Below are 20,856 nucleotides of genomic sequence, written 5' to 3'. Positions count from 1 at the left end.
ATCTGGACATTCTGGCTACAGAATTTCTTGACGACCATAGAGCATTGGAACCACCTGATCCCATCCCGAACTCAGTAGTGAAACGATGCATCGCCGATGGTAGTGTGGGGTTTCCCCATGTGAGAGTAGGTCATCGTCAAGATTCATTTCGCAAAACCCCTATCTGCGCAAGCAGGTAGGGGTTTTGTCTTTTGGGCTGAAAAACTCCCTGTTTGTAGTGTTTCTGGGCGGCCCTTTTCCTATGCAAGCCCACTACCCATAGCTATCATGCCAGCCTTATTCCAAGTCGAGACTGGCATGCTGAAGTTGTTGAATCTCCTCAAGGATGGCCGATTCCATTCCGGAGAAGCCTTGGGGGCAGCCCTCGGGGTGAGTCGCAGCGCCGTTTGGAAGCAGCTGCAGCACCTGGAGAGTGAGCTGAACCTCACCATTCACAAGGTTCGTGGGCGTGGCTACCAGCTAGCCGCTCCTCTTGCTCTGCTCGAAACGAAGGCGATCGCCGAGTTTGCCGAGGGTGAGCAGTGGCCCGTCTTCATCCACGAAACCATCGATTCGACCAACGCTGAAGGGTTGCGGCTTGCGGGCGAGGGGCAGGCTGCTCCTTTTCTGGTCCTGGCCGAGCGCCAGAGCGCTGGGCGTGGCCGCCGCGGTCGCCAATGGGTAAGCCCCTTCGCGGAAAACCTCTATTACAGTCTCGTCCTGCGCGTCGAAGGTGGGATGCGCCAGCTCGAAGGGTTGAGCCTGGTGGTGGGGTTGGCGGTAATGCGTACGCTGCAGGGCTTCGGTGTAAAGGATGTGGGGCTGAAGTGGCCCAATGATGTGCTTGTGCGTGGGAAGAAGATCACTGGCATCTTGCTTGAGTTGGTCGGTGATCCAGCAGATGTCTGCCACGTTGTCCTGGGTATAGGCATCAATGTGAACATGCAGACCAATGATCAGGTCGACCAGGAGTGGACATCGATGCGGCGCGAAGTCGGTACCGCAATTGATCGAAATCGGTTGGTGGCAATGCTCAGTCAGCAGCTGCAACATGAATTGGCACGTCACCGCCGCTATGGTTTTGCTGCGTTCCAGGAGGAGTGGGAGCAGGCGCACCTTTGGCAGGGGCGTAATGTATCGCTGGTAGCCGGCAGCACCCGAATTGATGGGGTGGTGCTAGGTGTGGACGGGCAGGGCGGCTTGCGCCTTGAGGTCGAGGGTGTGGAAAAGAGCTTCAGTGGTGGTGAGCTCAGTCTGAGGTTGCGTGATGATTCTTGAGCTCGATTGCGGAAACAGCTTCATAAAATGGCGGGTGATTCATGCCGCCGACGCTACGATCGTGGGTGGTGGTATTGTCGATACGGACCAAGCGCTGGTAGCTGAGGTCAGTGCGTTGGCGTCGCTGCGTTTGTCGGGCTGTCGTATCGTCAGTGTGCGTAGTGAAGAAGAAACTGCGGCACTTTGCGCGCTGATCGGTCAGGCGTTCTCCGTGGTGGCACGAGTCGCAGAGCCTGCCCTGCAAATGGCTGGGGTGCGTAATGGTTATGAAGACTATCAGCGCCTGGGGATGGACCGTTGGCTCGCAGCGCTGGGGGCATTCCACCTGGCCAAGGGGGCGTGTCTGGTCATTGACCTTGGGACCGCCGCCAAAGCTGACTTCATTGCCGCTGATGGTGAGCACCTGGGTGGTTACATCTGCCCGGGCATGCCGCTGATGCGTAGCCAGTTGCGCACCCATACGCGGCGTATCCGCTATGACGATGCTTCGGCGGCGCGTGCATTGACAAGCCTTGCGCCAGGGCGCTCGACCGTCGAGGCTGTGGAGCGTGGTTGTGTGTTGATGCTGCAGGGTTTTGCCCGTACTCAGCTCGAACAAGCGCGTGCGTTGTGGGGGGAGGACTTTACTGTGTTCCTTACCGGAGGGGACGCGCCGTTGGTGCGTGAAGCTGCGCCGCAGGCTCGCGTAGTCCCTGACCTGGTTTTCGTTGGCCTGGCAATGGCCTGTCCACTGGACTGAGGTGCTTTATGCGTTGGTTGTTTCTGCTGTTGCTGGTGCTGAACGTCTTCTATTACGTCTGGCATCAACAGGAAGCCCCGCTCAAGGTCAAGGATGTCGCCCCGCTGTCGCTGTACAAAGGTAATCAACAAGAGATCCGCCTGTTGCGTGAAACGGGCGTGTCTGCGCCGGCCCGTCGTCGTGATGAATGCCTGGTCGTAGGTGGTTTGGCGGGTAGAGAGCAACTCGACGCACTCCGCCAGCGCTTGCTGAGCTTGGATATCGATGCTCTGCCGGTGTTGGGCCAGTTGCCGGGTGCAGAGGGTCTCTGGCTCAAGATTTCCCCGGAGAGCGAGCGTTTGCTGGACCCAGAGGTGCTCGCCACTCTTTCCAGCGATTTCAAAGACTTAAAACATAAAATTATTTTCTGCCAGGGTATTGCAACTGGCGAATAGCTTGATAGAATGGCGCCCGCTTCACAGGGAACACCACTTAGGTGGTAGAGCTGGAAGCGGTGTCAACGCTGCTAAGTTTCAGATTTGATTGAAAAAATTTGAAAAAAAGCTTGACACTAGGACGGCAGACAAATAGAATGCCGGCCACATCTGGAGGGATTCCCGAGCGGTCAAAGGGGACGGACTGTAAATCCGTTGCGAGAGCTTCGAAGGTTCGAATCCTTCTCCCTCCACCAGTTTTAGCGAGAGCCGCAAGCTCCGCGGGTATAGTTTAGTGGTAGAACCTCAGCCTTCCAAGCTGATGATGCGGGTTCGATTCCCGCTACCCGCTCCAAGTTTGCTGGGTTTTGCGCAATGTGTTTCGCTCTTGTAGCTCAGTTGGTAGAGCACACCCTTGGTAAGGGTGAGGTCAGCGGTTCAAGTCCGCTCAAGAGCTCCATATAAACAAGGCAGATATGAAAATATCTGCCTTTGTTTTATCAGCTTTATCAGCGTAAGACTATTTCTTCTGCGGAGGACTGTATCGATGGCTAAGGAAAAGTTTGATCGTTCCCTACCACACGTGAACGTTGGCACTATCGGCCACGTTGACCATGGTAAAACCACTCTGACCGCAGCTCTGACTCGCGTCTGCTCCGAAGTTTTCGGTTCGGCAGTCGTTGATTTCGACAAGATCGACTCGGCTCCGGAAGAAAAAGCGCGCGGTATCACCATCAACACCGCACACGTCGAGTACAACTCGAAGATCCGTCACTACGCTCACGTCGACTGCCCAGGTCACGCTGACTACGTGAAGAACATGATCACCGGTGCTGCCCAGATGGACGGCGCGATCCTGGTTTGCTCGGCCGCCGATGGTCCGATGCCACAAACCCGTGAGCACATCCTGCTGTCCCGTCAGGTTGGCGTTCCGTACATCGTGGTCTTCCTGAACAAGGCTGACCTGGTAGACGACGCTGAGCTGCTGGAACTGGTCGAGATGGAAGTTCGCGACCTGCTGTCCACCTACGACTTCCCAGGCGACGACACCCCGATCATCATCGGTTCGGCTCGTATGGCGCTGGAAGGCAAAGACGACAACGAAATGGGCACCACCGCTGTCAAGCGTCTGGTTGAAACTCTGGACAGCTACATCCCAGAGCCAGAGCGTGCTATCGACAAGCCGTTCCTGATGCCAATCGAAGACGTATTCTCGATCTCGGGTCGTGGTACTGTTGTTACCGGTCGTATCGAGCGTGGCATCGTCCGCGTTCAGGATCCGCTGGAAATCGTTGGTCTGCGTGACACCACCACCACCACCTGCACCGGCGTTGAGATGTTCCGCAAGCTGCTGGACGAAGGTCGTGCTGGCGAGAACTGCGGCGTCCTGCTGCGTGGTACCAAGCGTGACGACGTTGAGCGTGGCCAGGTTCTGGTCAAGCCAGGTTCGGTCAAGCCGCACACCAAGTTCACCGCAGAAGTCTACGTTCTGTCGAAAGAAGAAGGCGGTCGTCACACTCCGTTCTTCAAAGGCTACCGTCCTCAGTTCTACTTCCGTACCACTGACGTGACCGGTAACTGCCAGCTGCCGGAAGGCGTTGAGATGGTAATGCCAGGTGACAACATCCAGATGGAAGTCACCCTGATCAAGACCATCGCAATGGAAGACGGTCTGCGCTTCGCTATCCGTGAAGGCGGTCGTACCGTCGGCGCCGGCGTCGTAGCAAAAATTATTGAATAAGTAGTTGATTTACTTGATCAGGCCGGTATAATGGCCGGCCTGATACAGCGTTACAGGTCAGTAGCTCAATTGGCAGAGCGACGGTCTCCAAAACCGTAGGTTGGGGGTTCGATTCCCTCCTGACCTGCCATTCACCTCGGTGTGATTGGCTTTCTTCTCACAGGATCCTCCCCGATGACTCCCAAAACTGAAGCCCAAGAATCGCGTTTTGATCTATTCAAGTGGCTGGCTGTAGTTGCTTTGGTGGTTGTTGGCGTCGTGGGTAATCAGTATTACTCCGCCTCCCCAATCCTGTATCGCGTACTTGCACTGCTCGCCCTGGCTGCGGCTGCTGGCTTTGTTGCCTTGCAGACTGCGAAGGGTAAGTCGTTCTTTACGCTGGCGAAGGAAGCTCGTACCGAGATCCGTAAAGTCGTGTGGCCGACCCGCCAAGAAACCACTCAGACCACGCTGATTGTCGTGGCTGTTGTTCTGGTTATGGCGCTGCTGTTGTGGGGTCTTGATTCCCTGCTCGGCTGGGCGGTCTCCTTGATTGTTGGCTAAGGGTGTCCCGTGGCTAAGCGTTGGTACGTAGTGCATGCTTACTCGGGTTACGAGAAGCATGTGATGCGCTCGCTGATCGAGCGCGTCAAGCTGGCTGGCATGGAAGACGGTTTCGGCGAAATTCTGGTTCCGACCGAAGAAGTCGTTGAAATGCGTAACGGCCAGAAGCGCAAAAGTGAGCGTAAATTCTTCCCTGGCTATGTTCTGGTCCAGATGGAGATGAACGAAGGGACTTGGCACTTGGTCAAGGACACCCCTCGTGTGATGGGCTTTATTGGTGGTACCGCAGACAAGCCTGCGCCAATCACCGATAAGGAAGCTGAAGCTATCCTGCGTCGCGTTGCCGACGGTAGCGACAAGCCGAAGCCTAAGACGCTGTTCGAGCCCGGTGAAGTGGTTCGAGTTATTGATGGTCCGTTCGCTGACTTCAATGGCAGTGTCGAAGAGGTTAACTACGAAAAGAGTCGCCTCCAGGTGGCGGTGCTCATTTTCGGTCGCTCTACCCCGGTAGAGCTCGAGTTCAGTCAGGTCGAAAAGGTCTAGGCGAACGAAGCATCCCATACCCCGCAGCCCTGTGTGCTGCGGGGTTTTGTCGTCACTGGGATAAAACGCAAGTCATCCGGGGAGCCATCTGGCGTTCGTACCCGATTTTGGAGTAGCTCATGGCTAAGAAGATTCAGGCTTACATCAAGCTGCAAGTTAAGGCCGGCCAGGCCAACCCAAGCCCACCCGTTGGTCCAGCACTGGGCCAACACGGTGTGAACATCATGGAATTCTGCAAGGCCTTCAACGCCCGTACTCAGGGTCAAGAAGCCGGCCTGCCGACTCCTGTGATCATCACTGTCTACAGCGACCGTAGCTTCACTTTCGAGACCAAGAGCACCCCTGCCTCGGTTCTGCTGAAGAAAGCTGCTGGCCTGACCAGTGGTTCGGCTCGCCCGAACACCGTCAAAGTCGGTACCGTGACCCGCGCTCAGCTCGAAGAGATCGCCAAGACCAAACAGGCTGATCTGACCGCTGCTGACCTGGACGCTGCTGTACGCACCATCGCTGGCTCTGCCCGCAGCATGGGCCTGAACGTGGAGGGTGTGTAATGGCTAAGCTGACCAAGCGCCAAAAGGCTATTGCTTCGAAAATCGAAGCTGGCAAAGTTTACAACTTCGAAGAAGCAGCAGTGCTGCTGGCCGAACTGTCCACCGTGAAGTTCAGCGAATCCTTCGACGTTGCCGTCAACCTCGGCGTTGACCCGCGTAAATCCGACCAGGTCGTTCGTAGCGCTACCGTGCTGCCACACGGCACTGGCAAGACCGTACGCGTTGCCGTCTTCACCCAGGGTCCAGCTGCTGAGGCCGCTTTGGCTGCCGGCGCTGACCGTGTAGGTATGGACGATCTGGCTGCTGAAATGAAAGCCGGCGACCTGAACTATGACGTTGTCATCGCATCGCCTGATGCCATGCGCGTTGTTGGTCAGCTGGGTCAGGTACTGGGTCCTCGCGGCCTGATGCCTAACCCGAAAGTGGGTACCGTGACTCCAGACGTAGCCGGCGCTGTCAAAAACGCCAAGGCTGGTCAGGTTCGCTACCGTACCGACAAGAACGGTATCATTCACACCTCCGTTGGCAAAGTCGGCTTCGAAGCTGGCAAGCTGAAGGAAAACGTTGAAGCCCTGATCGCTGATCTGAAGCGTATCAAGCCAGCTTCTTCGAAAGGTATTTACGTCAAGCGCGTTACCCTGAGCACCACCATGGGCCCAGGCCTGGTCATCGACCAGGGTTCGCTGAACGCGTAAGACCATGGCGGCACGATTCGTCGTGCTGCTAGCAAAAATTGGGGTCCCTGCCTGGCGGGGGCTATCCAAGACCGTAGGCGGCGCAAGCCTTAAACCATAAGCCTACGCAGATGGTGCTCCCGATTCGTTATCGAATCAGACACCAAAACGACATCCGGCCTCGGCCAGATGAAACGGTAGAAACCAGGAGTAAACCCGTGGCAATTAAACTCGAAGACAAGAAGGCCATCGTCGCTGAAGTCAACGAGGCTGCCAAAGTCGCTCTGTCCGCTGTCGTGGCTGATGCCCGTGGTGTGACTGTAGGCGCAATGACCGGACTCCGTAAAGAGGCTCGTGAAGCTGGCGTTTACGTACGTGTCGTACGTAACACCCTGCTCAAGCGCGCCGTTGCTGATACTGAATTCAGTGTCCTCAACGACGTGTTCACTGGCCCGACCCTGATCGCTTTCTCCAACGAACACCCGGGCGCTGCTGCTCGTCTGTTCAAAGAGTTCGCCAAGGGTCAGGACAAGTTCGAGATCAAGGCAGCTGCGTTTGACGGCAAGTTCATTGCCGCCAACCAGATCGATGTACTGGCTACCTTGCCGACCCGTGACGAAGCTATTGCACGTCTGATGAGCGTGATTCAAGGCGCTACCAGCAAGCTGGCTCGTACTCTGGCGGCCGTTCGCGACCAGAAAGAAGCTGCTGCTGCCTAAGGCGGCGTAACCTCTTTCAAAATCATTTGTTTAATTTGATGGCTGCGAAGGCTGTCACCCCAATACAGGATTTAAGTCATGTCCCTGACTAACGAGCAAATCATCGAAGCAATCGGCCAGAAAACCGTTCTGGAAGTTGTTGAGCTGATCAAAGCTATGGAAGAAACCTTCGGCGTTACCGCTGCTGTTGCCGCTGCTGGCCCAGCTGCTGCTGCTGCCGTTGTTGAAGAGCAAACCGAGTTCAACGTTGTTCTGGTTGAAGCCGGCGAGAAGAAAGTAAACGTGATCAAGGCCGTTCGTGAACTGACCGGTCTGGGCCTGAAAGAAGCCAAAGAGAAAGTCGACGGCGCTCCTCAGGTCGTAGCTGAAGGCGTTTCGAAAGAAGCCGCTGAAGACGCTAAGAAGAAGCTGGAAGAAGCAGGCGCTAAAGTCGAGCTGAAGTAATTTCGACTTTGCGATGCCAGCCTGAGCGTTGAGCAAAAGGCTGATGGCTGGTGGCTTATGCCACCGGCCTTTTTCCGTTATTGGTGGCCGATCAGAACGGCCCCGATAACGAGCTGCAAGACACCCATGTGGGTGGCGCAAACCAAGGGGTTTGCACGATTTTCTGGCTGCTCCCGCCGGGAGAAGCCAAACAAGCAGGTGACCAAGCTGGGGAACGCTGATGGCTTACTCATACACTGAGAAAAAACGTATCCGCAAGGACTTTAGCAAGTTGCCGGACGTCATGGATGTGCCTTACCTCCTGGCCATCCAGCTGGATTCGTATCGCGAATTCCTGCAAGCGGGAGCATCCAAGGATCAGTTCCGCGACGTCGGCCTGCACGCGGCCTTCAAATCGGTATTCCCGATCATCAGCTACTCCGGCAATGCTGCCCTGGAGTACGTAGGCTATCGCCTGGGCGAACCCGCCTTCGATGTGAAGGAATGTGTCCTGCGTGGCGTGACCTTCGCGGTCCCACTGCGGGTCAAGGTGCGCCTGATCATCTTCGACAAGGAATCGTCGAACAAAGCGATCAAGGACATCAAAGAGCAAGAAGTCTACATGGGTGAAATTCCCCTGATGACTGAGAACGGTACCTTCGTAATCAACGGTACCGAGCGTGTGATCGTTTCCCAGCTGCACCGTTCGCCTGGTGTGTTCTTCGACCACGACCGTGGCAAGACGCACAGCTCCGGCAAGCTGCTGTACTCCGCTCGCATCATCCCTTACCGCGGTTCCTGGCTGGACTTCGAGTTCGACCCGAAGGACTGCGTGTTCGTGCGTATCGACCGTCGCCGCAAACTGCCGGCCTCGGTACTGCTGCGCGCACTGGGTTACAGCACCGAAGAAGTTCTGAACACCTTCTACACCACCAACGTGTTCCACGTTTCCGGCGAAAAACTGAGCCTGGAACTGGTACCGCAGCGTCTGCGTGGTGAAGTCGCGGTCATGGACATCCATGACGAAAACGGCAAGGTCATTGTCGAGCAGGGTCGCCGTATCACTGCGCGCCACATCAACCAGCTCGAGAAAGCCGGCGTCAAGCAGCTCGACGTTCCAATGGAATACGTCCTGGGCCGCACCACCGCCAAGGCTATCGTGCATCCGGCTACCGGCGAGATCCTCGCCGAGTGCAACACCGAGATGACCACCGAGCTGCTGATCAAGGTCGCCAAGGCGCAGGTCGTCCGTATCGAGACCCTGTACACCAACGACATCGATTGCGGTCCGTTCATCTCCGACACCCTGAAGATCGACACCACCAGCAACCAACTGGAAGCGCTGGTCGAGATCTATCGCATGATGCGTCCAGGCGAGCCGCCAACCAAGGATGCTGCCGAGACCCTGTTCAACAACCTGTTCTTCAGTGCCGAGCGTTACGACCTGTCTGCCGTAGGCCGCATGAAGTTCAACCGTCGTATCGGTCGTACCGAGATCGAAGGTTCGGGCGTGCTGAGCAAGGAAGACATCGTCGAGGTCCTCAAGACCCTGGTCGATATCCGTAACGGCAAAGGCATCGTCGACGACATCGACCACCTGGGTAACCGTCGTGTACGTTGCGTCGGTGAGATGGCCGAGAACCAGTTCCGTGTTGGCCTGGTGCGCGTCGAGCGTGCGGTCAAGGAACGTCTGTCGATGGCTGAAAGCGAAGGCCTGATGCCGCAAGACCTGATCAACGCCAAGCCGGTTGCGGCGGCGGTGAAAGAGTTCTTCGGTTCTAGCCAGCTGTCGCAGTTCATGGACCAGAACAACCCGCTCTCCGAGATCACCCACAAGCGCCGTGTTTCTGCACTCGGCCCTGGCGGTCTGACCCGTGAGCGTGCTGGCTTCGAAGTCCGTGACGTACACCCGACCCACTACGGCCGTGTGTGCCCGATCGAGACCCCTGAAGGTCCGAACATCGGTCTGATCAACTCCCTGGCAGCCTATGCCCGCACCAACCAGTACGGCTTCCTGGAAAGCCCGTACCGCGTGGTGAAGGAAGGCGTGGTCAGCGACGACATCGTGTTCCTGTCGGCCATTGAAGAAGCAGATCACGTCATCGCCCAGGCTTCGGCCGCGATGAACGAGAAGAAGCAACTGATCGATGAGCTGGTAGCGGTTCGTCACCTGAACGAATTCACCGTCAAGGCGCCGGAAGACGTCACCCTGATGGACGTTTCGCCGAAGCAGGTTGTTTCGGTCGCCGCGTCGCTGATTCCGTTCCTCGAGCACGACGACGCCAACCGTGCGTTGATGGGTTCGAACATGCAGCGTCAGGCTGTACCCACCCTGCGTGCCGACAAGCCGCTGGTAGGTACCGGCATGGAGCGCAACGTAGCCCGTGACTCCGGCGTCTGCGTCGTGGCCCGTCGTGGCGGCGTGATCGACTCGGTCGATGCCAGCCGTATCGTCGTGCGTGTTGCCGATGACGAAGTCGAGACCGGTGAAGCAGGTGTAGATATCTACAACCTGACCAAGTACACCCGCTCGAACCAGAACACCTGCATCAACCAGCGTCCGCTGGTCAGCAAAGGTGATGTGGTCAAGCGTCACGACATCATGGCCGACGGCCCGTCCACCGATATGGGTGAACTGGCACTGGGTCAGAACATGCGCATCGCGTTCATGGCGTGGAACGGCTTCAACTTCGAAGACTCCATCTGCCTGTCCGAGCGTGTGGTTCAAGAAGACCGCTTCACCACGATCCACATCCAGGAACTGACCTGTGTGGCGCGTGACACCAAGCTTGGCCCAGAGGAAATCACCGCGGACATCCCGAACGTGGGTGAAGCTGCGCTGAACAAGCTGGACGAAGCCGGTATCGTCTACGTGGGTGCCGAAGTCGGCGCTGGCGACATTCTGGTCGGTAAGGTCACTCCGAAAGGCGAGACCCAGCTGACGCCGGAAGAGAAGCTGCTGCGCGCCATCTTCGGTGAGAAGGCCAGCGACGTTAAAGACACCTCCCTGCGTGTGCCAACCGGCACCAAGGGTACTGTCATCGACGTCCAGGTCTTCACCCGTGACGGCGTTGAGCGCGACACCCGCGCCCTGGCCATCGAGAAGATGCAGCTGGACGAGATCCGCAAGGACCTCAACGAAGAGTTCCGCATCGTCGAAGGTGCAACCTTCGAGCGTCTGCGTTCCGCCCTGAACGGCCAAGTGGTCGACGGTGGTGCGGGCCTGAAGAAAGGCACCGTGATCACTGACGAAGTACTGGACGGTCTGGAGCACGGCCAGTGGTTCAAACTGCGTATGGCCGAAGATGCTCTGAACGAGCAGCTGGAAAAGGCCCAGGCTTACATCGTCGATCGCCGTCGTCTGCTGGATGACAAGTTCGAAGACAAGAAGCGCAAGCTGCAGCAGGGCGACGACCTGGCACCGGGCGTACTGAAGATCGTCAAGGTCTACCTGGCTATCCGCCGCCGCATTCAGCCGGGCGACAAGATGGCCGGCCGTCACGGTAACAAAGGTGTGGTCTCGGTGATCATGCCGGTCGAAGACATGCCGCACGACGCCAACGGTACTCCGGTCGACGTCGTACTGAACCCGCTGGGCGTACCTTCGCGTATGAACGTCGGTCAGATCCTTGAAACCCACCTGGGCCTCGCGGCCAAGGGCCTGGGCGAGAAGATCGACCGGATGATCGAAGAGCAGCGCAAAGCCGCTGAGCTGCGCGTGTTCCTGACCGAGATCTACAACGAGATCGGCGGTCGTCAGGAAAGCCTGGAAGAGTTCACCGACGAAGAGATCCTCGCCCTGGCGAACAACCTGAAGAAAGGCGTGCCTATGGCTACCCCGGTCTTCGATGGTGCCAAGGAAAGCGAGATCAAGGCCATGCTGAAACTGGCAGACATGCCAGAAAGCGGCCAGATGGTGCTGTTCGATGGCCGTACCGGCAACAAGTTCGAGCGTCCTGTGACCGTTGGTTACATGTACATGCTCAAGCTGAACCACTTGGTGGACGACAAGATGCACGCGCGTTCCACTGGTTCCTACAGCCTGGTTACCCAGCAGCCGCTGGGTGGTAAGGCGCAGTTCGGTGGTCAGCGTTTCGGGGAGATGGAAGTGTGGGCGCTGGAAGCATACGGCGCGGCATACACCCTGCAAGAAATGCTCACAGTGAAGTCGGACGACGTGAACGGCCGTACCAAGATGTACAAAAACATCGTGGATGGCGATCACCGTATGGAGCCGGGCATGCCCGAGTCCTTCAACGTGTTGATCAAAGAGATTCGTTCGCTCGGTATCGATATCGATCTGGAAACCGAATAACACGTGACGCGAAGGGGAGCGGGGCAGGTATTGCCCGCTTCCTGCTCCGCCAGGAGGAAAGGCCTTGAAAGACCTACTGAATTTGCTGAAAAACCAGGGTCAAGTCGAAGAGTTCGACGCCATCCGCATCGGTCTGGCGTCGCCTGAAATGATCCGTTCGTGGTCGTTCGGTGAAGTTAAGAAGCCGGAAACCATCAACTACCGTACGTTCAAGCCTGAGCGTGACGGCCTGTTCTGCGCCAAGATCTTTGGCCCAGTCAAGGACTACGAGTGCCTGTGCGGCAAGTACAAGCGCCTCAAGCACCGCGGTGTGATCTGCGAGAAGTGCGGCGTTGAAGTTGCCCTGGCCAAGGTTCGTCGTGAGCGCATGGCGCACATCGAACTGGCCTCGCCGGTTGCCCACATCTGGTTCCTGAAGTCGCTGCCGTCCCGTATCGGCCTGCTGATGGACATGACCCTGCGTGATATCGAGCGCGTTCTCTACTTCGAGAGCTACGTCGTTATCGACCCAGGCATGACCACCCTGGAAAAGGGTCAGCTGCTGAACGACGAGCAGTACTTCGAAGCGCTGGAAGAGTTCGGTGACGACTTCGACGCCCGCATGGGTGCCGAGGCTGTCCGCGAGCTGCTGCACGCTATCGACCTGGAGCACGAGATTGGCCGCCTGCGCGAAGAAATTCCGCAGACCAACTCGGAAACCAAGATCAAGAAGCTGTCCAAGCGCCTGAAGCTGATGGAAGCTTTCCAGGGCTCGGGTAACCTGCCTGAGTGGATGGTCCTGACCGTCCTGCCAGTATTGCCGCCGGACCTGCGTCCGCTGGTACCGCTGGATGGCGGCCGCTTTGCGACCTCCGACCTGAACGACCTGTATCGTCGGGTGATCAACCGTAACAATCGTCTGAAGCGCCTGCTCGATCTGTCGGCGCCGGACATCATCGTGCGCAACGAAAAGCGCATGCTGCAGGAAGCGGTCGACGCCCTGCTGGACAACGGCCGTCGCGGTCGCGCCATCACTGGCTCGAACAAGCGTCCGCTGAAGTCCCTGGCTGACATGATCAAAGGTAAGCAAGGTCGTTTCCGTCAGAACTTGCTCGGTAAGCGCGTGGACTACTCCGGTCGTTCGGTAATTACCGTAGGCCCGACCCTGCGTCTGCACCAGTGCGGTCTGCCTAAGAAAATGGCCCTCGAGCTGTTCAAACCGTTCATTTTCGGCAAGCTCGAAATGCGTGGTCTGGCGACCACCATCAAAGCTGCCAAGAAGATGGTCGAGCGTGAGCTGCCAGAGGTATGGGACGTTCTCGCCGAGGTAATCCGCGAACACCCCGTACTGCTCAACCGTGCACCGACCCTTCACCGTCTGGGTATCCAGGCGTTCGAGCCTGTGCTCATCGAAGGTAAGGCGATCCAGCTGCACCCGTTGGTCTGTGCGGCGTACAACGCCGACTTCGACGGTGACCAGATGGCCGTTCACGTGCCGCTGACGCTGGAAGCCCAGCTCGAAGCGCGCGCGCTGATGATGTCGACCAACAACATTCTGTCGCCAGCCAACGGTGAGCCAATCATCGTTCCGTCGCAGGACGTTGTACTGGGTCTGTACTACATGACCCGTGAAGCCATCAACGCCAAGGGCGAAGGTCGCGTATTCGCCGACCTGCAGGAAGTCGACCGCGTATTCCGCGCCGGCGAAGCTGCCCTGCACGCGAAAATCAAGGTCCGTATCAACGAGACCGTGAACGACCGTGATGGCAGCTCCACCAAGAACACCCGTATCGTCGACACCACCGTCGGCCGTGCGCTGTTGTTCCAGGTTGTGCCGGCAGGTCTGCCGTACGACGTGGTCAACCAGCCGATGAAGAAGAAGGCGATCTCCAAGCTGATCAACCAATGCTACCGCGTGGTTGGTCTGAAAGAGACCGTGATCTTCGCTGACCAGCTGATGTACACCGGTTTTGCCTACTCGACCATTTCCGGCGTTTCGATCGGTGTTAACGACTTCGTTATCCCGGACGAGAAAGCCCGCATCATCGGTACTGCTACCGATGAAGTGAAGGAAATCGAGAGCCAGTACGCCTCCGGCCTGGTAACCCAGGGCGAGAAGTACAACAAGGTCATCGACTTGTGGTCGAAGGCGAACGACGAAGTGTCCAAGGCGATGATGGCCAACCTCTCGAAAGAGAAGGTCATCGACCGCGAGGGCAAGGAAGTCGAGCAAGAGTCCTTCAACTCGATGTACATGATGGCTGACTCGGGTGCGCGGGGTTCCGCTGCACAGATCCGTCAGCTGGCCGGTATGCGTGGTCTGATGGCCAAGCCGGACGGCTCGATCATCGAGACGCCGATCACCGCGAACTTCCGTGAAGGTCTGAGCGTACTGCAGTACTTCATCTCGACTCACGGTGCTCGTAAGGGTCTGGCGGATACCGCACTGAAGACTGCGAACTCCGGTTATCTGACGCGTCGTCTGGTAGACGTTGCGCAGGATCTGGTCGTGACCGAGATCGACTGCGGTACCGACCACGGCTTGCTGATGACACCGCACATCGAAGGCGGTGACGTTGTCGAGCCGTTGGGTGAGCGCGTATTGGGTCGTGTCATTGCCCGTGACGTGTTCAAGCCAGGCACCGAGGACGTCATCGTTCCTGCCGGTACCTTGGTTGACGAGCAGTGGGTCGAGTTCATCGAGCTGAACAGCATCGACGAAGTTATCGTGCGTTCGCCGATCAACTGCGAAACTCGCTACGGCATCTGCGCCAAGTGCTACGGTCGCGACCTGGCTCGCGGTCACCAGGTGAACATCGGTGAAGCTGTCGGCGTTATCGCTGCGCAGTCGATCGGTGAGCCGGGTACCCAGCTGACCATGCGTACGTTCCACATCGGTGGTGCTGCAAGCCGGACCTCGGCTGCCGACAGCGTCCAGGTGAAGAACGGCGGTATGGTACGTCTGCACAACCTGAAGCAGGTCGTGCGCGCCGATGGCAACCTGGTTGCCGTATCGCGTTCCGGCGAGCTGGCCATTGCCGATGAATTCGGTCGTGAGCGTGAGCGTTACAAGCTGCCTTACGGTGCGGTCATTTCGGTCAAGGAAGGTGACAAGGTCGAAGCTGGCGCCATCGTCGCCAAGTGGGATCCGCACACCCACCCGATCGTTACCGAGCTGAAAGGTACCGTGACCTTCGTGGGCATGGAAGAAAACATCACCATCAAGCGTCAGACCGACGAACTGACTGGTTTGACCAACATCGAAGTTCTGGACGTCAAGGATCGCCCTGCCGCAGGCAAGGAAATCCGTCCGGCAATCAAGATGGTCGATGCCAATGGCAAGGATCTGTACCTGCCAGGTACCGACGTGCCGGCTCAGTACTTCCTGCCGGCCAACGCCCTTGTCGGTGTGGCTGACGGTGCTCAGATCGGTGTTGGTGACGTTATCGCGCGTATCCCGCAAGAAACGTCCAAGACCCGTGACATCACCGGTGGTCTGCCACGCGTTGCCGACTTGTTCGAAGCACGTCGTCCGAAAGAAGCCTCGATTCTGGCTGAAGTCAGCGGCACCATCGCATTCGGTAAAGAGACCAAAGGCAAGCGCCGTCTGGTCATTACGCCGACCGACGGTAGCGATCCGTACGAAGAGCTGATTCCGAAGTGGCGCCACCTGAACGTCTTCGAAGGCGAACAGGTAAACCGCGGCGAAGTTATCTCCGACGGCCCGAGCGATCCGCACGACATCCTGCGTCTGCTGGGTGTGAGCGCGTTGGCCAAGTACATCGTCAACGAGATCCAGGACGTTTACCGCCTGCAAGGCGTTAAGATCAACGACAAGCACATCGAGACCATCCTGCGTCAGATGCTGCGTAAGGTCGAGATCGCCGAGTCGGGTGATTCCAGCTTCATCAAGGGCGACCAGATGGAACTGACTCACGTACTGGTCGAGAACGAGCGTCTCGCCAGCGAAGACAAGTTCATCTCGAAGTTCTCGCGTGTGCTGTTGGGTATCACCAAGGCGTCGCTGTCGACCGAATCGTTCATTTCCGCGGCTTCCTTCCAGGAAACCACCCGCGTACTGACCGAAGCGGCCGTCACCGGCAAGCGCGATTACCTGCGCGGCCTGAAAGAGAACGTGGTCGTGGGTCGTCTGATCCCGGCCGGTACCGGTCTGGCCTACCACAGCGAGCGCAAGCGTCGCCGTGATGCCGACAAACCGCTGCGTGTAAGCGCCAGTGAGGTGGAAGCCGCACTGACCGAAGCGCTGAATTCCAGCGGTAACTAAGTACAGGGCAGGGCCCCGGCAAGCCCCGAACGGCCATCGGTGACATGAATTGTTGCCGATGACCGGGCGGGGAGGGCCGGGGCCTCGTCTTGACTGGGTGCAAGATCCTCCGTAGACTTTTGTACCCTTAAATTTGGTGAGGCTCCGTCTCGTCAATTTTTGGCTTTCTTGCAAGACAATAGAGTCGCAAGACAATCAGTGGAGCTAGTAGATGGCAACTATCAACCAGCTGGTACGTCAGCCGCGTAAGCGTTCGGTCGAGAAGTCCGACGTTCCTGCGCTGCAGAACTGCCCGCAACGTCGTGGCGTGTGCACCCGCGTGTACACCACCACGCCGAAAAAACCTAACTCGGCACTGCGTAAAGTTTGCCGTGTGCGTCTGACCAACGGTTTCGAGGTTTCCTCGTACATCGGCGGTGAAGGCCACAACCTGCAAGAGCACAGCGTCGTCCTGATCCGTGGCGGCCGTGTAAAAGACTTGCCAGGTGTTCGTTACCACACCGTTCGCGGCTCTCTGGATACTTCGGGCGTTAAAGGCCGTAACCAGGGTCGTTCGAAGTACGGTACCAAGCGTCCGAAGTAATCGGTCGTTTGCACACATCCATTTTTTTGAGTCGATAAGAGTAAGGTCGGGCAGGGGTCGAAGACCCACGTCCCGGGCTAACCTGAAGACCGTTTGAGGGCTTATCATGCCAAGACGTCGTGTAGCAGCAAAACGTGAGATTCTGGACGATCCTAAATACGGATCCCAAATCCTCGCCAAGTTCATGAACCACGTGATGGAAAGCGGCAAAAAGGCCGTCGCCGAGCGCATCGTTTACGGTGCACTGGACAAGGTCAAAGAGCGCAAGAACAGCGACCCCCTGGAAATCTTCGAGAAAGCTCTCGACGCCATCGCTCCGCTGGTCGAAGTAAAGTCCCGTCGTGTCGGCGGTGCCACTTACCAGGTTCCGGTTGAAGTTCGTCCATCCCGTCGTAATGCTCTGGCAATGCGCTGGCTCGTAGACTACGCCCGCAAGCGTGGCGAGAAGTCGATGGCTCTGCGCCTGGCTGGCGAGCTGCTGGATGCTGCTGAAGGCAAGGGTGCTGCAGTCAAGAAGCGTGAAGACGTTCACCGTATGGCTGAAGCCAACAAAGCGTTCTCGCACTACCGCTTCTAATTCAAGCATCAATCATTTTGCGAGGGCTTTATGGCTCGTACTACAGCAATTAACCGCTACCGTAACATTGGTATCTGTGCCCACGTTGACGCGGGCAAGACCACCACTACCGAGCGGATCCTGTTCTATACAGGCCTGAGCCACAAGATGGGCGAGGTGCACGACGGCGCCGCGACCACCGACTGGATGGTGCAGGAGCAGGAGCGGGGTATCACCATTACCTCCGCTGCCGTTACCACCTTCTGGAAAGGTTCCGTTGGTCAGTACGACAACTACCGCGTAAACGTCATCGATACCCCCGGCCACGTTGACTTCACCATTGAAGTAGAGCGTTCGCTGCGTGTACTCGACGGCGCGGTCGTTGTGTTCTGCGGTACTTCCGGCGTTGAGCCGCAGTCCGAAACCGTATGGCGTCAGGCCAACAAGTACGGTGTTCCACGTGTTGTTTACGTGAACAAGATGGACCGTGCCGGTGCAAACTTCCTGCGCGTCGTAGGTCAGATCAAGAACCGTCTGGGTCACACCCCGGTTCCTGTTCAGCTGGCCATCGGTTCGGAAGATAACTTCCAGGGTCAGGTCGACCTGATCAAGATGAAGGCTATCTACTGGAACGACGACGACAAAGGCACCACCTATCGCGAGGAAGAAATTCCTGCCGATATGCTGGAGCTGGCTGAAGAATGGCGCTCCAACATGGTTGAGGCGGCTGCCGAGGCCAGCGAAGAGCTGATGAACAAGTACCTGGAAGGCGAAGAGCTGACCGTCGAAGAGATCAAAGCCGGTCTGCGCGCGCGCACCCTGGCCAGCGAGATCGTTCCGGCTGTCTGCGGTTCGTCGTTCAAGAACAAGGGCGTTCCCCTGGTTCTCGACGCCGTCATCGACTTCCTGCCTGCTCCTACCGAGATTCCTGCGATCAAGGGTATCCACCCTGACCTGATCGAGAAGCCGAAGGAAGAGTTGGTTGACGCTGACTTCGACGAGCGTCATGCCGACGACAACGAGCCGTTCTCGGCTCTGGCGTTCAAGATTGCCACCGACCCGTTCGTTGGTACTCTGACTTTCGTCCGTGTTTACTCGGGTATGCTGCAGTCCGGCGACTCGGTGATCAACTCGGTCAAAGGCAAGAAAGAGCGCGTTGGTCGTATGGTGCAGATGCACGCCAACCAGCGTGAAGAAATCAAAGAAGTACTGGCAGGCGACATCGCTGCTCTGATCGGTATGAAGGACGTCACCACTGGTGACACCCTCTGCAACGCCGACAAGCCGATCATCCTCGAGCGTATGGACTTCCCGGAGCCTGTGATCTCGGTAGCTGTAGAGCCGAAGACCAAGCAAGACCAGGAAAAGATGGGTATCGCACTGGGCAAGCTGGCTCAGGAAGACCCGTCGTTCCGCGTCAAGACCGACGAAGAAACCGGCCAGACCATCATCTCCGGTATGGGTGAGCTGCACCTGGACATCCTCGTTGACCGCATGAAGCGCGAGTTCAACGTCGAAGCCAACATCGGTAAGCCTCAGGTTTCGTACCGCGAGAAGATCACCAAGTCCAACGTCGAGATCGAAGGCAAGTTCGTTCGTCAGTCGGGCGGTCGTGGTCAGTTCGGTCACTGCTGGATCCGTTTCTCGGAGCCGGACGTCGACGAGAAGGGCAACATCACCGAAGGTCTGGTGTTCACCAACGAAGTCGTTGGTGGTGTGATTCCTAAGGAATTCATCGCCCCGATCCAGAAGGGTATCGAAGAGCAGATGAAGAACGGCGTTGTTGCCGGCTATCCGCTGCTCGGCCTGAAGGCCACGGTATTCGACGGTTCGTACCACGACGTCGACTCCAACGAAATGGCGTTCAAGATCGCCGCTTCGATGGCGACCAAGCAACTGGCCCAGAAGGGTGGTGGCGTGGTGCTTGAGCCGATCATGAAGGTCGAAGTTGTAACCCCGGAAGACTACCTGGGTGACGTGATGGGTGACCTGAGCCGTCGTCGCGGGATGATCCAGGGTAATGAAGACTCGGTGTCCGGCAAGGTAATCACTGCTGAGGTACCGCTCGGAGAGATGTTCGGTTACGCAACCGACGTTCGTTCCATGTCTCAGGGTCGCGCAAGCTACTCCATGGAATTCTCCAAATACGCCGAAGCTCCGTCGAACATCGTCGAAGCACTCGTTAAAAAACAAGGCTAATCCCCTTTAGGCAAGAGGTTCACTGTCGTGGCTAAAGAAAAATTTGATCGTTCCCTTCCCCACGTTAACGTCGGCACCATCGGCCACGTTGACCACGGTAAGACCACTCTGACCGCAGCTCTGACTCGCGTCTGCTCCGAAGTTTTCGGTTCGGCAGTCGTTGATTTCGACAAGATCGACTCGGCTCCGGAAGAAAAAGCGCGCGGTATCACCATCAACACCGCACACGTCGAGTACAACTCGAAGATCCGTCACTACGCTCACGTCGACTGCCCAGGTCACGCTGACTACGTGAAGAACATGATCACCGGTGCTGCCCAGATGGACGGCGCGATCCTGGTTTGCTCGGCCGCCGATGGTCCGATGCCACAAACCCGTGAGCACATCCTGCTGTCCCGTCAGGTTGGCGTTCCGTACATCGTGGTCTTCCTGAACAAGGCTGACCTGGTAGACGACGCTGAGCTGCTGGAACTGGTCGAGATGGAAGTTCGCGACCTGCTGTCCACCTACGACTTCCCAGGCGACGACACCCCGATCATCATCGGTTCGGCTCGTATGGCGCTGGAAGGCAAAGACGACAACGAAATGGGCACCACCGCTGTCAAGCGTCTGGTTGAAACTCTGGACAGCTACATCCCAGAGCCAGAGCGTGCTATCGACAAGCCGTTCCTGATGCCAATCGAAGACGTATTCTCGATCTCGGGTCGTGGTACTGTTGTTACCGGTCGTATCGAGCGTGGCATCGTCCGCGTTCAGGATCCGCTGGAAATCGTTGGTCTGCGTGACACCACCACCACCACCTGCACCGGCGTTGAGATGTTCCGCAAGCTGCTGGACGAAGGTCGTGCTGGCGAGAACTGCGGCGTCCTGCTGCGTGGTACCAAGCGTGACGACGTTGAGCGTGGCCAGGTTCTGGTCAAGCCAGGTTCGGTCAAGCCGCACACCAAGTTCACCGCAGAAGTCTACGTTCTGTCGAAAGAAGAAGGCGGTCGTCACACTCCGTTCTTCAAAGGCTACCGTCCTCAGTTCTACTTCCGTACCACTGACGTGACCGGTAACTGCCAGCTGCCGGAAGGCGTTGAGATGGTAATGCCAGGTGACAACATCCAGATGGAAGTCACCCTGATCAAGACCATCGCAATGGAAGACGGTCTGCGCTTCGCTATCCGTGAAGGCGGTCGTACCGTCGGCGCCGGCGTCGTAGCCAAAATCATCGAGTAATCACTCGATCGATTGAAAAAACCCCCGCTCAGCGGGGGTTTTTTTTATTGGGTTGACACTAAATTGAGCCGTCTATAGAATCACGCCTCCTTTTAGCGGGCGTAGTGCGTCCGTT

At 57.4% G+C, this 20,856-nt stretch carries 17 protein-coding genes, 4 tRNA genes and 1 rRNA gene; all 22 read left to right on the top strand.

The features are described 5' to 3' along the window. The first annotated feature begins 26 nt into the window (after window positions 1-26). The 22 genes from rrf (at window position 27) to tuf (OGV19_RS21340) (ending at window position 20,741) form a co-directional block, all read left to right on the top strand. Window positions 27-142: ribosomal RNA gene (rrf, locus tag OGV19_RS21445) — 5S ribosomal RNA — on the top strand. Window positions 143-297: 155 nt separating this feature from the next. After that, window positions 298-1,257, top strand: coding sequence for a bifunctional biotin--[acetyl-CoA-carboxylase] ligase/biotin operon repressor BirA (gene birA / locus OGV19_RS21440; RefSeq protein WP_264310528.1), 960 nt, complete (start codon window positions 298-300; stop codon window positions 1,255-1,257). Beyond that, window positions 1,247-1,996 (top strand): pantothenate kinase, encoded by a 750-nt coding sequence (locus OGV19_RS21435; protein WP_264310527.1) that lies wholly within the window; start codon window positions 1,247-1,249, stop codon window positions 1,994-1,996. The genes birA and OGV19_RS21435 overlap by 11 nt, the downstream gene beginning before the upstream one ends. Before the next feature lie 8 nt (window positions 1,997-2,004). Further along, window positions 2,005-2,430 carry a hypothetical protein gene (locus OGV19_RS21430; RefSeq protein WP_264310526.1) on the top strand — a complete coding sequence of 142 codons (426 nt, stop codon included), beginning with the start codon at window positions 2,005-2,007 and terminating at the stop codon, window positions 2,428-2,430. Between the two features lie 152 nt (window positions 2,431-2,582). Then, a tRNA-Tyr gene (locus OGV19_RS21425) sits at window positions 2,583-2,666 on the top strand. Between the two features lie 24 nt (window positions 2,667-2,690). Then, window positions 2,691-2,764 (top strand) — tRNA-Gly (locus tag OGV19_RS21420). A gap of 29 nt (window positions 2,765-2,793) precedes the next feature. Next, window positions 2,794-2,869, top strand: a tRNA-Thr gene (locus OGV19_RS21415). A gap of 87 nt (window positions 2,870-2,956) precedes the next feature. Further along, on the top strand, window positions 2,957-4,150 hold the full coding sequence (gene tuf, locus OGV19_RS21410) for an elongation factor Tu (protein ID WP_264310520.1): 1,194 nt from the start codon (window positions 2,957-2,959) through the stop codon (window positions 4,148-4,150). A 54-nt stretch (window positions 4,151-4,204) separates the two neighbouring features. Next, a tRNA-Trp gene (locus OGV19_RS21405) sits at window positions 4,205-4,280 on the top strand. A 44-nt stretch (window positions 4,281-4,324) separates the two neighbouring features. Continuing rightward, on the top strand, window positions 4,325-4,693 hold the full coding sequence (secE, locus tag OGV19_RS21400; protein WP_099452743.1) for a preprotein translocase subunit SecE: 369 nt from the start codon (window positions 4,325-4,327) through the stop codon (window positions 4,691-4,693). A 9-nt stretch (window positions 4,694-4,702) separates the two neighbouring features. Continuing rightward, window positions 4,703-5,236 carry a transcription termination/antitermination protein NusG gene (nusG, locus tag OGV19_RS21395; RefSeq protein WP_003255501.1) on the top strand — a complete coding sequence of 178 codons (534 nt, stop codon included), beginning with the start codon at window positions 4,703-4,705 and terminating at the stop codon, window positions 5,234-5,236. 119 nt (window positions 5,237-5,355) lie between these two features. After that, window positions 5,356-5,787: a 50S ribosomal protein L11 gene (rplK, locus tag OGV19_RS21390; protein ID WP_027595466.1), complete on the top strand. Its 432-nt coding sequence runs from the start codon at window positions 5,356-5,358 to the stop codon at window positions 5,785-5,787. Further along, window positions 5,787-6,482 carry a 50S ribosomal protein L1 gene (rplA, locus tag OGV19_RS21385; RefSeq protein WP_027595467.1) on the top strand — a complete coding sequence of 232 codons (696 nt, stop codon included), beginning with the start codon at window positions 5,787-5,789 and terminating at the stop codon, window positions 6,480-6,482. Before rplK ends, rplA begins: the two co-directional genes overlap by 1 nt. 197 nt (window positions 6,483-6,679) lie before the next feature. Beyond that, window positions 6,680-7,180 carry a 50S ribosomal protein L10 gene (gene rplJ, locus OGV19_RS21380; protein WP_264310525.1) on the top strand — a complete coding sequence of 167 codons (501 nt, stop codon included), beginning with the start codon at window positions 6,680-6,682 and terminating at the stop codon, window positions 7,178-7,180. Window positions 7,181-7,258: 78 nt separating this feature from the next. Further along, window positions 7,259-7,624 (top strand): 50S ribosomal protein L7/L12, encoded by a 366-nt coding sequence (rplL, locus tag OGV19_RS21375; protein ID WP_007957596.1) that lies wholly within the window; start codon window positions 7,259-7,261, stop codon window positions 7,622-7,624. Window positions 7,625-7,674: 50 nt separating this feature from the next. Then, complete coding sequence (locus tag OGV19_RS21370; RefSeq protein WP_264310524.1) at window positions 7,675-7,845, top strand: hypothetical protein; 171 nt, start codon at window positions 7,675-7,677, stop codon at window positions 7,843-7,845. Beyond that, window positions 7,845-11,918 carry a DNA-directed RNA polymerase subunit beta gene (rpoB, locus tag OGV19_RS21365; protein ID WP_264310523.1) on the top strand — a complete coding sequence of 1,358 codons (4,074 nt, stop codon included), beginning with the start codon at window positions 7,845-7,847 and terminating at the stop codon, window positions 11,916-11,918. Before OGV19_RS21370 ends, rpoB begins: the two co-directional genes overlap by 1 nt. A 64-nt stretch (window positions 11,919-11,982) precedes the next feature. Beyond that, window positions 11,983-16,182 (top strand): DNA-directed RNA polymerase subunit beta', encoded by a 4,200-nt coding sequence (rpoC, locus tag OGV19_RS21360; protein ID WP_264310522.1) that lies wholly within the window; start codon window positions 11,983-11,985, stop codon window positions 16,180-16,182. A 211-nt stretch (window positions 16,183-16,393) separates the two neighbouring features. Further along, window positions 16,394-16,765 (top strand): 30S ribosomal protein S12, encoded by a 372-nt coding sequence (gene rpsL / locus OGV19_RS21355; protein WP_003255492.1) that lies wholly within the window; start codon window positions 16,394-16,396, stop codon window positions 16,763-16,765. 106 nt (window positions 16,766-16,871) lie between these two features. Next, window positions 16,872-17,342: a 30S ribosomal protein S7 gene (gene rpsG / locus OGV19_RS21350; RefSeq protein ID WP_008089143.1), complete on the top strand. Its 471-nt coding sequence runs from the start codon at window positions 16,872-16,874 to the stop codon at window positions 17,340-17,342. A 30-nt stretch (window positions 17,343-17,372) separates the two neighbouring features. After that, window positions 17,373-19,520 (top strand): elongation factor G, encoded by a 2,148-nt coding sequence (gene fusA, locus OGV19_RS21345; RefSeq protein ID WP_264310521.1) that lies wholly within the window; start codon window positions 17,373-17,375, stop codon window positions 19,518-19,520. A gap of 27 nt (window positions 19,521-19,547) precedes the next feature. Then, window positions 19,548-20,741, top strand: coding sequence for an elongation factor Tu (gene tuf / locus OGV19_RS21340; protein ID WP_264310520.1), 1,194 nt, complete (start codon window positions 19,548-19,550; stop codon window positions 20,739-20,741). Window positions 20,742-20,856 lie beyond the last annotated feature (115 nt).

The sequence above is a fragment of the Pseudomonas putida genome, assembly GCF_025905425.1.
GTDB classification, from domain to species: Bacteria; Pseudomonadota; Gammaproteobacteria; order Pseudomonadales; family Pseudomonadaceae; genus Aquipseudomonas; species Aquipseudomonas putida_AF.
Note: the sequence above shows the minus strand (reverse complement) of the source record. Positions and strands in the feature narration are given on the sequence as shown.